At 76.3% G+C, this 13383-nt stretch carries 10 protein-coding genes; 2 read left to right on the forward strand and 8 right to left on the reverse strand.

The annotated features are described in order from the left end of the window. Positions 1-26: 26 nt before the first annotated feature. Positions 27-449 (forward strand): VOC family protein, encoded by a 423-nt coding sequence (locus ACFQBR_RS00285; RefSeq protein WP_267946119.1) that lies wholly within the window; start codon positions 27-29, stop codon positions 447-449. Positions 450-505: 56 nt separating this feature from the next. On the opposite strand, the gene ACFQBR_RS00290 is transcribed toward ACFQBR_RS00285, so the two are convergent. The 8 genes from ACFQBR_RS00290 to ACFQBR_RS00325 form a co-directional block, all read right to left on the reverse strand. Further along, the gene (locus tag ACFQBR_RS00290; RefSeq protein ID WP_344183545.1) at positions 506-802 is read right to left on the reverse strand and encodes a YciI family protein; all 297 of its coding nucleotides are present in this window, start codon (positions 800-802) and stop codon (positions 506-508) included. 126 nt (positions 803-928) lie between these two features. After that, positions 929-1090, reverse strand: coding sequence for a hypothetical protein (locus ACFQBR_RS00295; RefSeq protein ID WP_267946117.1), 162 nt, complete (start codon positions 1088-1090; stop codon positions 929-931). Next, positions 1087-2862 carry a TRAFAC clade GTPase domain-containing protein gene (locus ACFQBR_RS00300; protein ID WP_378551677.1) on the reverse strand — a complete coding sequence of 592 codons (1776 nt, stop codon included), beginning with the start codon at positions 2860-2862 and terminating at the stop codon, positions 1087-1089. Before ACFQBR_RS00300 ends, ACFQBR_RS00295 begins: the two co-directional genes overlap by 4 nt. Then, a complete protein-coding gene (locus tag ACFQBR_RS00305; RefSeq protein WP_378551678.1) occupies positions 2859-5534 on the reverse strand; it encodes a GTPase-associated protein 1-related protein in 2676 nt (891 codons plus the stop codon). The genes ACFQBR_RS00300 and ACFQBR_RS00305 overlap by 4 nt, the downstream gene beginning before the upstream one ends. Before the next feature lie 93 nt (positions 5535-5627). Further along, the gene (locus tag ACFQBR_RS00310; RefSeq protein ID WP_344179498.1) at positions 5628-6839 is read right to left on the reverse strand and encodes a TRAFAC clade GTPase domain-containing protein; all 1212 of its coding nucleotides are present in this window, start codon (positions 6837-6839) and stop codon (positions 5628-5630) included. Continuing rightward, complete coding sequence (locus ACFQBR_RS00315) at positions 6836-8491, reverse strand: fibronectin type III domain-containing protein (protein WP_344179496.1); 1656 nt, start codon at positions 8489-8491, stop codon at positions 6836-6838. The genes ACFQBR_RS00310 and ACFQBR_RS00315 overlap by 4 nt, the downstream gene beginning before the upstream one ends. A 79-nt stretch (positions 8492-8570) precedes the next feature. After that, positions 8571-8897, reverse strand: a complete 327-nt coding sequence (locus ACFQBR_RS00320) for a hypothetical protein (protein WP_344179494.1) — start codon at positions 8895-8897, stop codon at positions 8571-8573. A gap of 365 nt (positions 8898-9262) precedes the next feature. After that, positions 9263-11296 carry an acyltransferase family protein gene (locus ACFQBR_RS00325; protein WP_344179492.1) on the reverse strand — a complete coding sequence of 678 codons (2034 nt, stop codon included), beginning with the start codon at positions 11294-11296 and terminating at the stop codon, positions 9263-9265. 410 nt (positions 11297-11706) lie between these two features. On the opposite strand from ACFQBR_RS00325, the gene ACFQBR_RS00330 reads away from it, so the two are divergent. Then, the gene (locus ACFQBR_RS00330; RefSeq protein ID WP_378551682.1) at positions 11707-12714 is read left to right on the forward strand and encodes a hypothetical protein; all 1008 of its coding nucleotides are present in this window, start codon (positions 11707-11709) and stop codon (positions 12712-12714) included. The last annotated feature ends 669 nt before the right edge of the window (positions 12715-13383 follow it).

Below are 13383 nucleotides of genomic sequence, written 5' to 3' on the forward strand. Positions count from 1 at the left end.
TCAAGAACGACTCAGGGGAGAACACCGTGAATATCGACCTCATCGGCATGGCGGTGCTCTGCGACGACCCGCGCGCGAGCGCCGAGTGGTTCGCCGAGCACATCGGCTTCGAGATCGGCGCCGACATCGGCTGGTACGTCAACACCCAGCACGCCCAGCACAAGAACCTGTCGCTGGACTTCGTCCGGCGCGACCACGCGTCCCTCGCCGAGGGGATGCTCGGCAGGACGGTGGCGGGGACACTCGTCGCCTTCCTGGTGCAGGACGCGGACGCGGAGGAGAAGCGGCTGAGGGAGGCCGGCCTGGAGATCGTCCTGCCCCTGGTCAGCGAGCCCTGGGGGCAGCGCCGCTTCCAGGTCGCCGGCCCCGAGGGGCTCTTCGTGGAGATCCTCCAGCTGGTCGCCCCCGACCCGCGGTGGATGAGGGACAACGGCTTCGCGCCGGAGTAGCGCACGCGGGACCGGCCGGGGCGACCTGTCCCGCGGCGTGCGCACCGGGCGCCGGATCAGAAGTGCTCGGCGAGCGGCCCCAGCACCGGGACCCACTCCTGGGCGGAGACCTCCGCCACCAGGCCCTGGATCCGGAAGGGGTCCTTCTCGGTGTGGGCCACCGCCTCCTCGCGGGAGCCGGCCCGGAACAGCAGCAGTGCGCCGGGGGCCTCCTCGGGGCCGAACGGGCCCGAGCACAGGTTGACGCCCCGCTCGGAGAGCTCGCCCAGGTACTCCCGGTGGGCCGGGCGGTGCTCGTCGCGTGCGGCGGCGCTCCCGTCGGCGTAGGTGTAGGTGACGGCGAAGACGGCCATCGGTTTCCTCCCGTAAGGCGTGGTCAGGCGGTGGGCACCGCTTTCGCCGCCACTGTGCCACAGGCGGTCCCCGGGGCGCCGACCGGGTTCCGGCCGCCACCCGGACCCCGGCACGACGGGGCGCCGTCACATCCGGGCGAGGGCGTGCTCCCACACGAACTGGACGGCGGCGACGCCGAACCAGACGGCGGCGGTGACCGCGGCCGCCGTCAGTACCCCGGTGACCAGGTAGACGGTGACGGCGATCGTCCGGCGCGCGCCCCGGTGCCCGGGGGTGCGGCAGCTCATCGGCCGCCTCCCACGCGCTCGGGCCGGGGCGGGACGGAGCCGAGGGGCACGGGCGCGCCGCGCGGTGCGGTCCCCGTCCCGGAACCGGGCGCGGACCCGGCCAGCATCCCCGCGAACGCTGCGGACTCCCCGGCCAGCACCCACCGCAGCAGTGCGGAGAGGCTGGGGTGCGCGGTCCCGGAGCCGTCGGCGACCGACGCCGTCAGGAACACCCGCACCTCCCCGAAGTCGGCCGCCGCGTCCCGCAGAAGGTTCCCGAGCCCCAGGGTCCGTGCCGCCCACTCCTCCGGCGGCATCCCGCCGGGCGCCGCCGAGGTGCCGCGGACCAGGTCTCCGCGGGTGACCACCACCGCCAGGCGGGTCCGCGCTCGCCGGGGCCGCAGTCTGCGGCCGGACATGCGGTACTGGCGCCGGATCTCGTCGCGCACCGCCCCGTACGCCAGTTCGGGGTCGCGGACGCGCGAGCGGTGCCCGGACAGGCGCGACCGCTCCCCGGCGGTCATGGACCGCCACACCGCCTCGACGCCCAGGGGGTCCACCACCAGCACGAACGTCGACGCCTGCCCCAGATAGGTGAGTTCCTCGGTGGTCGCCGACCGGTTGAACCGCTCCCCGGCCGCGTCGTACACCTGGAGGAGGAGGGTCCGCCCCTCGGCCCCCACGCGTACCGTCAGCCCGCGGACCTCGCGCCCCGGGGGAGTGGGGCCGGTCCGGTGGGCCGCGGTCAGGAGCCGCTCGCTGTCGCGCAGCCGCCGGACGGTCTCCTCGCCGACGGGCTCCACGTACGCCTCCCGTGTGCCCCGCGCGGCCTGGGCCAGCGCCAGGTTCATCCCCGCCACCAGGCGGGTCTTGCCCGCGCCCGCGCTGCCGAACAGCGGCAGCACGAACTCCCGGGCCTCACCGGGCCGGTGCTCCAGGCCCCGGTCGCAGTGCGGGCACAGCGCGTCCAGGTCGGCCGAGCCCAGCAGGAGCAGCGTGGGGAGCCGGGCCCCGCACAGGCACCGGCGCCGCAGCAGCCCCCGGAGCCCCGGGCGGATCGCACCGTGCCTGCGTCCGCACCGTGTGCACAGGTACGCCGGGTAGCCGAGCCGCAGGAAGCAGCCCGGGCACACCATCCGCACCCGGCGGACCACCAGCAGGCCGGCGTCCACGACCCGCAGCACCCCCACGAACGTCCATGCCGCCGCCAGGTACGCGGCCACCACCAGGGTGTGGACCGCGAAGTGCGCGCCCAGGAGCACCCCCCACAGGGCCGACGCGGCCCAGGTCCGGCCCACGATCGTCCGCAGGTCCCACCAGGCGGGGCCCCCGTGGTAGGCGCGGTGGGCTGGGTCGTCCCCCTCGCCCGGGGGCGGATCCTCGGGGCGGCCGCCACCGAACATCACCTCGTGCGTCCGGCGGAAGTACAGGCCCGTCAGCACGGACCCGCCGACCACGGCGGCGGCGACGCCCAGGGCGACGACGGCGCTCACCAGGAACGCCAGCAGCCACCAGCGCAGGACGTAGACGACCACCAGCCCGAGCACCGCCACCGACGCCGCGGCCGCGCAGCCCGTCCCCAGGTCCGCCCGGCCCCCGTCCCGGCGCGGCCACAGCTCCCCCGCGAACCCCGCGGTCCGCGGCCGGCCGGTGCGGCCCCGCCGAGAGGGCGGCGCCGCGTGCCCGCCCGCCCGCCGCCCTCCGGCGCCTCCGCGCGTCCGGGCCGCCGCACCGCCCGGGGGCGCGGAGCCCTCGGCGCCCGCGGTCGCGCCTTCGCCCGTGGGACCGCTCACGTGTGCCGCCCGCCTGCCCGGCGACCCAGCCCGAACCGTCTCCGCTCCCGTTCCCCGCGCCGCCGCCGGACCCACTCGTCGAACGCCGCCGCCCCCTCCCGGGGCAGCTGTCTGCGCACCCCGGCGAGGTGGCGGCGGCGCCACGCCGCCACGGCGGGGGAGAGCACCGCCGAGTCCAGGCGCCCCCCGCGCTCGTGCCCCGCCAGGTCCTCGTGCCCCGCGGCCAGGTACACCGCGGCCGCCGTCGCCGTGTCGGGCCGGTCGTCGGCCAGCCGGGCGGCGACCACCCCGCAGAAGGCCCCGAACACGTCCTCCGGGCACCCCCGCAGAGCCGCGGCCAGCGTCCCGGGACTCCGCCATCCGGACAGCACGTCCACGACCGTCCGCCGGGCGACGGCGTCCACCGCCGGGTGGACCTCCACGAGCGCCCGGTACACGGAGGCGAGCCGCTCCGGCCCGTGCTCCTCCCCGGCCCGGTGGAGCCCGGCCAGGAGGGGGCGGACCTCCGACCACTCCACCGCCACGCGCTGCCCCGCCACCGGCAGCCGGTCGCGCAGCCAGTGCCGGGACACCTCGTCCACCAGGTCCCGCCACGCCCGCTCCCCGTCCGGCGCGGGCGCGGCCACCATCGCCTCGGCCACCCAGCCGCCCACGCCCGGGGACACCAGGACACCGGGGCGCATCGCCCGCAGGGCCAGCAGGGCGGAGTGCGGCCCGTGCCCGGGTCCCCACACCTCCGTCAGCAGGGCGTCGTCCAGATCGTGCTCGGCCAGGCCCGGAGCGTTCGACGCCCGCCCCTCCCGGCGCACCGACACCACGTACGCCAGCAGCCCCACGGGGTCGGAGCGGTCGTCGGTACCCAGGCGGCGCAGCTCGCGAAGGCGCGCGCTGGCCCCGTCGCGGTCGCCGGCGAACAGGGCGCCGGCCGGGCCGACCGCCACGTCCGCGAGCCGGTCGGGGGGCAGGGCCGCCAGCCGCTCCGCCGCGCCGCGCCGCACCTCGTGGTGGTGGGACAGCAGGACCGCCACGGCGGGATCGGGCCACGCCGCCCGCGGCGCCCCGCCCCGCCGCCCGGGGGCGGGGGCGGCTCCCGCGACGCCGGGCGCGGAGGGACGGCCGAAGCAGGGGTCCGCCAGCAGAGGGGCGACAACCTCGCGCCCGTACCTCTCCAGGCTCACCGCCGACGGCGCCAGCCCTCCCGCGCGCGCCCATCGCAGCAGCTCCAAGGCCCGGTCGGGGGCGACCCCGCCGTCCCCAACCCCGCCGCGCCGGGCTGCCGCGTTCACGCCGGGCGCCCGCGCCGGGGCAGCCTCCGCCCCGGGCCGCCCGCCCCCCGGCGCCCCGGCCTCCGGACCGGTCCCGTCCGGTTCCGTCCCGACCCGTGCGGACCGACCGGGCGAGGACTCCTCGGAAGGCCCGCCGGCCAGGAGCGCGGAGATGCGCTCCCGCGCCGCCGCGCGCACCGCGTCCGACCGCATCGGCGCGACCCGGGGAGCGGCCCCGCCCCCGGCGATGCCGTCCAGGGAGCGGTGCACCAGGACGCGCTCGATCCGCTCGGTGACCTCGTCCGCGCCCACCCGGTGGGCCAGCCGCTGCAACCCGGCCAGCGCCCCGTCGTCCAGCTCCCCGGCGCCGGAGTCCAGGACCCGGGCGACCAGCGACCCCGTGTCCCCGGGGGCGAGCCACTCCACAGCCTCCGACAGCCACTCGCGGACGGCCCGCAGGTCCTCCGGGCCCAGCGGGTCGCCGGCCAGGGCCGCCGCCGCGGCCAGCACCGGGCGCCAGTCCGCCAGGCGCCGCTCCCTCCCCGACGCGTAGGGGGCGGCCCCGCGCCACAGATCCACCGCTCCGCGGGACCCCGCGCCGACCAGCCGGGCGGCCGCCGCCCGCGACCGCTCGTCGGGTTCGGGCAGCCGCCCGGGGGAGTCCGACCCCGGGGCGTGCACGGTGAACCGGTCCTCCCACGGCGAGGTGTCCGACCCCGGCGGCACCCCGATGACGTGGACCGGCGTCCCGTCCGGGTCGGCGCCGTACGTCGCGAACGACAGCAGTCGCGCCCGCTCCGGCGGCATCAGGTGGGTCAGCGCCGCCACCCAGTGGGCGACGGAGGCGCTGTCGGCCACGAGCACGAGGGGCCGGGCGCCGTCCACGGCCCCGTCCGCGCAGACCAGTAGCCGCACGACCGCCTCCGGGGGCAGGCCGCGCGCCCAGGCCTCGGTCCGGCGCCGGTCCAAGGGGCCGCGCCGCACCTCCAGCACCGGGAGCCCGGCGTCGCGGACCGGTGCGTCCGCCCAGAAGCGGGCGCCCCACAGCTCGGCCGGCAGCGGGCCCCCGTCCCGGACACCGCCGGCCCCGTCGCCGTCCGCCGCGCCTCCGGCGGGGACCAGGCTGTGCGCGAAGTAGTTGCCCGGCCGCCCCGAGGGGTCGTCGCCGCTGGACACGACCCGGCTCACCACGGGGACCCCGCCCAGGTCCGGCGCGTAACAGAGGTTGACGGGGTGTGCGGCGACCCCGGCGGGGGAGGACCGGCGCGGCGGCTCGTAGACGGTGAACCGCTCGACCTCCCTCAGCACCCGGGGGTCCACCCCGGGCGTGGCCGCGTTGAACTGGTATCCCGCGTACCCCGACAGGCCGTGTTCGCACGAGGTGTAGTAGAGCTGAGCGAAACCCATCGGCGCGCCCTTCCGGTCGTTCTGGTCTTTCGCGGGGGATCCTGCGGCCGGCGGACCGGCCCTGCGGGTACGCCTCCCCGGGGCGGCCGCGGCTCAGGGGCCCTCTCGGGAGGGGACCACCCCGAACTCGCCCAGCATCCACAGGAACGGGTCCGCGACCCGGTAGGGGCGCACCCCTCCCCGGACCCGGTTCCCGTCGTCGGGGGCGCAGCCCAGCGCGGACACCCCGAAGTAGCGGGCGTTGCGGTAGTGGTTGCGCACGTGCCCGTCGATCCCGCCGCCGTCCCACCGGTGCAGGAGCTGCTGGACCTGGGCGTGCACGTCCTGGCTGTCGGAGTCGTCGAAGAACGGCTCCCCCGGCTGGGGCCGGTGCAGGGGGGACCCCGCGTCCAGCTGGCCGTGCAGCGCGTCGATCTTGGTCAGGCACACCGCCATGGGAACCCGGATGAGCCGGCCGGCCGCTCCGGGCCGCTTCAGGAGCAGGTCGGTGACCCTGCCCAGCATGTCCAGCGGCCGTCCCGCGTTGCGGCCGGGCGCGGGCATCCTCGTCCCCGCCGGGGCGAGCCTGCGCGCGCCCTCCATCTGGAGCGGGTCCAGCAGCAGGATGACCCCGTCGGCGTTGTTGAGGTACCGGAGGTTCGCCTCGACGCTCTCCTCCGACGTCAGGTCCTCCCCGGCGGTGTCGAAGAACGACAGCAGGGTGTGCCGGGGCCGCCGTCCGGTCAGCCCCCGCCGGGGCGCCGTGAACCGGAACACCAGCGGCTCACGCGTGGTCCCCGTGCGCCGGGTGGCGCCCAGGAGCCGATCCTCCTCGTACAGCGGGGTCTCGTAGTCGGCCCGGAACCGGTGGCGCGTGTGGTCGTCGGAGCCGCCCACCGAGGCGCCGAACCTGGCGCCCACCCGGTTCATCAGCTCGTGGATGAGCACCGTCATGAACACGGTCTTGCCCGCGTCGCGGGCGCCGACCAGGGCGATCAGCCGGCTGCGGGTGCGGCCGAAGTTCACCGGCAGCTGCGCGTGGCAGGTGGCGCACACCTGTTTGCCGGTGGTCGACGAGCACTCCGGGCAGACCGCGAGGGCCCGCCGCCCGTCGGCCCCGAACACCGGGGGGAGCAGTTCGCGGCGTCCCAGGTGGGTCCGGACCGCCGTGTCCTCGACGGGGGCGCAGACCCTCCCGCCGGGGCCGGGCCGCCCGGTGCACCGGAACCGGATCAGGCGCTCGGTGAAACCCGAGTAGCAGTAGGGGCACACGAGGCGTCGGCCGTCCAGGGGGTTCAGGGCGTGCAACGCGGTCGGGGCTCTCACAGGCGCAGCTCCTTCACCGAGGGCTGGCGCAGGCGCGCAGCGCGGTCGTCGTCGGCGGCGGGGAAGCACATCAGCCAGCCGGGGCCGGACCCCCGGGGAGGCCTCACGCGCACCGACACCCGCTCGCCCGCGTCCAGGCGCCGGGAGGGCAGGGTCGCCAGGACACGCCCCTGGGCCCCCGAGTGCGGCTGCACCTCCCCCTCGGCGTAGACCACGGACACCTCGGGCATGGCGCAGGCCCGGTCCGCGACCAGGTGGACGACGCGTTCGCGCCGCAGCAGGCCGGCCGTCTCCACGCGGTAGGAGATCACCGCCCGGCCCGGCACGGTGACGGACACGGGAGCGCCCACCGCCTCCTCGCCGCCCGTCACCACGACGGTGCGGACGCTCACCCGCACCGGGTCGGATCCCATGGCGGCCTCGAAGCCGCCGTCCGCCCCGTACTGGCGCCGGGTGCACCGCGCGCTCCCGGACCCGTCCGGTCCCCGCGTGTGCTCCGGCCCCCCAGGGGTCTCGGGCGTCCAGGAGACCAGGGCCGCGGCGGCCTCGTCCGGCCAGGTCCACCCCAGCCGGACCGAGGTGTCGAAGCGCTCCGCGCGCAGCCCCCCGACCGGCGGCGCGGTCGCGATCCGCACCGAGCGGCCCACCACGGCCCGGTCGCCGGCGACCGTCACCGCCAGCACGTGGCTGATCCCCGCGCCCAGGAGCAGCTCCGCCCGCTCGCGTCCGGGCCCGGGGTCCCCCTCCCGGACCGGTTCCGGTCCCGGTACAGGTTCCGGTTCCGGTTCCCAGACCGCCTCGGGGCCGTGCGCGGCCGCCTCGTCGGGACCGACCACCGCTCCCGGCTCCCACCTGGACGGCTCCGGGCCCACCCTCAGGACGACCCGGCCGCGGGGCGGCCGGGTCCAGTGGACCCGCACCCCCGTGCCGTCGTCCGCCGACACGGTCAGGTCGAGCACCGGAGGGGGCGGAGGCCCGGGGGTCGCCCGGAGGACGAGCCCCTCCGACGCACGGGCGTGCCCGTTCGAGGTCAGGTAGACCGCCCGCACCCGGTAGAAGTACTCCGCGTCCGGGCGCACGTCGCGGTCCCGGAACCCGGCGCCGTCCGTCTCCACCCTGACCCCGTCGCCCGGCCCCCTCGGCGCTGCCCCCTCGCGCCGCCACGCGTCCACGCGCACCGCCTCCGCCGGGGCCTGCCACGAGGCGGTCACCGACGCCTCGCCCGCTCGTACGCGCAGGTCGCAGACCTCCGGCGTGATCGTCACCGGGGAGGTCTCCACCGGCTCCGACACTGCGCGGCCGCCGTGCACCGCCACCACCGCGTAACGGGCGTCCGTGCCGACCGGGGCCTCGGTGTCGGTGATCTCGGTCCCCGACAGCTCGCCCACGGCGACCTCGCGCGCGGTCCCGGCCCGGCCGGTCCGCCGCACCACCCGGTAGGTGACCGGACCAGCCGGGCCCGGAACGGGCTGCCACGACACGACCACGTCGCGGCCGTCCACGCGGGCGCGGGCTCCGCGCGGCGGCATCGGCTCCACGTCTTCGAGTCCGTCGGCCGGGGCCTCGTCGTCGGCCGCCTCCACCGCCGCGGTGAGGGTGCGCGCGGCCTCCTCGCCCTCGTGGCGTCTGCGGTCCTGTGCGTTCCAGGGCATCGTGCCGTGCCGCTCCCCTCGCGCTCGTGGTGGTCGTCGGCGTCGTCCGGGGGCTCCGCGGAGCGGAACCCCCGCCGGGTCAGCCGGAGGCGCGGATCATGGCGACGGCCTCCTCGGCCCGCTCCGCTCCCGCCCTGCCCGTCCCGCCGATCCGTCCGTCGAAACCGGTCGCCCGCCCGCTCGCCGGGTCCCGGCCGCGCACGTGGAGCAGGCCGGTCCCGGTGAGGTGGAACCCGATCCGGAAGGGGGTCCCCGCCGGTCCGTGGGGAAGCCCCGGGAGCAGTGCGTCACCGATGCGGACGCGGTGGTCCGGGGAGGGGGCGGTGTCGCCGCCCACGGCGTTCCCGGCGATGGCGGCGCTCCCGGCGGCGACCTCCGCCGACCCTCCGCCGTCGTGCGACCCCATCCGATTCGCCTTTCGCCTCCGGAACGACCACGGCGCAGCGCTGTCACGGCGCGGCCGGTGTATTCCGCGATCATACTCGCGGAGGCCTTCGCCGACGGGGAGAACGCACGCGACACATTCCCGGGGTCGCGCATGCCCTCGGAGGGATTGTTCCGGCCTTCCACCTGCGCTTTCGTGTGCCATCCGAAAACGTCCGATTATGCACTGAAGAGCTTTATATGGTGCTCATGAGGCTCTGGAAATGTGTTTTTCGGCGATCGTGACAACGGTTTGCGAAGGGACGTGCGACGGACGACGTTCACGCGGTTCTCCCCCGGACCGGCAGCGGCCGCCGCCGGGGGCGCCGGGCCCGTCGGGCGGCGTGCTCAGGACAGGGCGCGGTCCAGGCGGCTGCCCAGGTCGTGGGCGAGCAGCCGGATGTAGGTCTCCGTGATGTGCCCGGCGTCCCGGTAGATCATCACGTTGCCGATCACCGCGGGGCACGCGCCGTCGACGCAGAACCGGTCGCTGAGGTCGAGCATGTGCGCCTCGTCCCCCAGCGCGAGGACGGCCTCCTCCTGCGGGTCGGCGTGCTCGAAGGCCTCACCCTCGGACACCTCGCAGCGCTCCGGCTGGTCGAGGTTGGCCGACACGCACTCCACCACGTCCCTCTGGTGGCGGGGGGTGTCCCGGATCGCGACGATCGGGCCCGAGACCTCGGCCACGTCCTGCCACAGGCGGTGCATGCCCTCGGCGATCGCGGTCTTGCCCTCCTCGATCGTCTCGGCGCCGAAGGGGCGGCTGGTCGTGGAGGAGCTGGTGAAGACCAGGTCCGGGGCCAGCTCCGCGAACTCCTCCACCACCCCCCGGTTCCACTCCCGGCACTCCTCGTAGGCGCCGCCCTCGGCGTCCGCGGTCATCGTGTCCGTGAACGCGCAGGACGACTTCGTGTAGAGGAACAGCCGCCAGTCCCTCTCCTCGGCCATCTCGTGGAGGGCGGGGAACCACTGGGCGCTGTGGGAGTCCCCGACCACCGCCACCGTCGTCCCGGCGTCCTCCGCCCCGTACACGCACTGGGCCGACCCGGGGTCGCTGTCCTCCTTCGACGCCTGGCAGTCGTCGTCGTACAGCAGGGGCAGGTCGTCCTCGGCCCTGACCGGGGAGGGGTACGTCCACTCCCCCTCGGAGTCGGCGGACCGGCCGATCGCGGCCGGACCGGTGTGCACCGACGGGTCGAACGTCACCGACCCCGACCGGTCGACCTGCAGGTACGCGGCTCCGCCCACCGCCGCCACCGACACCATGCCCGCGGTGGCCACGGCCAGCGCGGACCGCCCGCTCCGGACCAGGCCCCGGTCGCGCACCGGGTCCTCCACCCACACCTTCGTCGCCCACGCCAGCAGCACGGACAGGACCGCCACCACGACCGTGTCCAAGGGGCCGAGCCCGTCCCGGCCGGTGAGGACGAGCGCGAAGACGATGAGCGGCCAGTGCCACAGGTACAGGGAGTAGGACACGTCCCCCACCCACCGGGCCGGCGCGGTGCCCAGGAGGGCCGACGCGGTCAGGCGTCCGGACCCCTGCTCGGCGGCGATCACCGCAGCGGCGCCCAGGACCGGCAGGGCCGCCGCCCAACCGGGGAAGGGGGTGGCGTCGTCGTAGGCGACGGCGGAGGCGACGACGGCGGCCAGGCCCAGCCAGCCCAGGGGGGCGCGCACCCTCTCCGGCAGGCTGCCGTGGGCCAGGCCCACGGCGAGCAGTCCGCCCGCCGCGAGCTCCCAGGCGCGGGTCGTCGGCAGGAAGTACGCGGACGCCGACTCCTGCGAGGTCAGCACCACCGAGCAGGCGAAGGACAGCACCAGCACCGACCCCAGGAGCACCGTGAGGGCGCGGGCGGTGGTCCGCCAGCGCCGCCGCGTGAGCGCCCACACCGCGAACAGCAGCGGCCACACCACGTAGAACTGCTCCTCCACCGACAGCGACCAGAAGTGCTGGACGGGGCTGGGCGGCGTGTCGGAGGCCAGGTAGTCCACCGCCTGCCGGGCCAGGTAGAGGTTCTCGACGTAGAGCGCCGAGGCCGCCAGCTGCCAGGCCGTGTCGGTGAGCCTGGTGATCGGCAGCACGAAGAACGAGAGGACGCCCGTGCCCAGGAGCACGACCGTCGCGGCGGGCAGGAGCCTCCGGACGCGGCGCACGTAGAAGCCGCGGATCGACACGCGTCCGTGCGCCGTCGCCTCGCGGTACAGCAGCGAGGTGATGAGGAAGCCGGAGATGACGAAGAAGACGTCGACGCCGACGTAGCCGCCCGGAAGCAGGGCGGGGTTCAGGTGGTAGACGAGGACCAGGAGGACGGCGACGGCACGCAGTCCCTGGACCTCGGGGCGGAACCGGCGTTCGGCCCCGGGAGGTGTGGCAGGCATTCGGTGTGCTCCGCGAGCGGGTTCGGGGACGGGCGACCGGAAGGGCCGCGGAACTGGTGATCGCATTCTGTTATGTTCCGGCGACCTGTGTGGTGTTCCAAGGCAACACGAGGGGAGGTGTTCGCCCAACCTGGGCAGAGCGGACACCTTCCCGTGACCGGATGTTCCCCACACGGCCCCCGGGCTGGTGTGTTCCCGGCACGCGCGCTCCGGATCTCGGGCACACTGTCCTGTACGGACGCCGCCCCGCCGACGGCGCCGCGACCCCCCGTCGCGGCGTTCCCGGCCGCCGGGCCGCGTCCGCCCACCAGAGGGCACCGGTCGGGCACCGTCCGCCGCGGCCTCGCCGCGAGAGGAGGCGCACCGTCACCCCCGTCACCCGAGCACGCCTGATCGCCGCCGCCGCGGCGGTGGCCCTCGTCCCCGGTCTGCTGTACCCGCTCGTCGGCCCCTGGGCCCTGCTGTGGGCCCCGGTCGTCCTGCTGTGCCTGACGGCCTACCTGTCGCGTTCCGGCGGAGCGGAGGGGCGGTCCGGGGCGTCGGACCCGCCCGAGCCGGAGGCGGGGCCCGGGGCCGAGGGGCCCGTTGGCGCGCGGGGCACGCGGATCCGCCCCGTGGCGCTTCCGAGCGCCGTCGCCGACCACGACCTGTACTTCTCCGCGACGGTCCACTGGCGCTGGTCCGGCCACGTGGACCTGGGCCTGCGCAACCCGGTCGCCCCGGCGGTCCTCGCCGTCGTCACGCGGGCGTCGGACCTGGTCAGCGGGACCGACCCCGCCCGTGAGGGGACGGCCGAGTGCGAACTCGCCGCCCTGCTCGCGGTGGAGAAGGCCGTCCTGGGCAGCGGGATCGTGGTGTGGGCGGAGGACGTGAGCCTGCGGCTGGCGGACGAGGACGCGGAGCGGCTGCGACGCCTCTCCGCGCTGCGCAAGGACGCTGCGCTGCGCGACGCGATACGCGACGCCGAGGAGGAGTTGGAGGAGGCCGCCGCGGTGGTTCCCCCGACGCGCCCGGGCGTGTACCCGTTCGGGGAGGCCGACCCCCTGGACGCGCCGTTCGGCGAGGGGGGCGGCGTCGCCGATCCGGTCGGGGCGCCGGACGAGCACGCGCTCGGCGACGGGCCGCCGCAGCCCGCCGGGCCGGGCAACGACGTCGACAGCGAGGGCTTCGAGAGCTACTGGTGGCCCGCCGAGACCGAGGGCCACGAGGCGGCCGAACGCGACGTCCAGGTCGCGATCATCCGGAGCCTGGTCGACGCGGTCGAGGACGAGGACGCCCGGGCCGAGTTCGCGCGCGAGCAGGTGCGGGTCCTGGGGCTCGGCGGCTTCGACGACGTGGCGGTCCGCGTCCGCGAGGCGTTTCCCGGGCTCGACGGCGGCACGGGGCAGCGCACCGGCTCCTTCGACGCGCCCCACTGAGCGGGGTTCCCGCCCCGGACCCGCCGGGGGACGGGCCCCGGGCGCCGGCGCGGCAGAAAATCTCGTGAGGGCGCGGGAGCCGGCCACGGGGGCTCCGAGCTGCGGTGATCCCGCCCGGCTCCCCTCCTCCGGCGGATCCGGGTACGCCGCCGTACGAGCTTTCCTCAAAGAAACTGCATCATTACCACACGTTGGGGTAGCAAGGCAGATGAGCATGAAAAAAGTATCTTTTTCGTGATTATTTCTCCCTTCCGTACCGCACGTTCCCTGTGAGGACGGCGAGGAGGCGCAGGGCACCGCTCACGGAGCGCGGCCCGGCGTCCTCCGACCGGCGAGGGCCCGCGGGCCCCGCCGACGGTGGGAGCGCGGTCGGCGCACCGCGGGGGCCGAGGACCGGGGAGGGCTCCGGTGGGGAGCCCCCGGGAGAACGACCACGGCGCCCTTCGGCGCCGCGATGAGGTGACCGCGCCCGGGAGATCTGCGGTGACGACGCCGCCACGAACCGACCGAGACAGCGCGGTTCCGCGCTGACGAGGAGGAGAACCGTGATGAGGAACCCCCTGAGGAAGGCCAGGAGCCTGACCGCCAAGTGGGCTCCGTCGGCGCGACGGCGACCCGCCGCCCGCACACCCCTGGCACGCGGACGCAATCCGCTGGCGCCGGGGCGCA

Source organism: Nocardiopsis tropica (assembly GCF_042660575.1).
GTDB classification, from domain to species: Bacteria; Actinomycetota; Actinomycetes; order Streptosporangiales; family Streptosporangiaceae; genus Nocardiopsis; species Nocardiopsis tropica.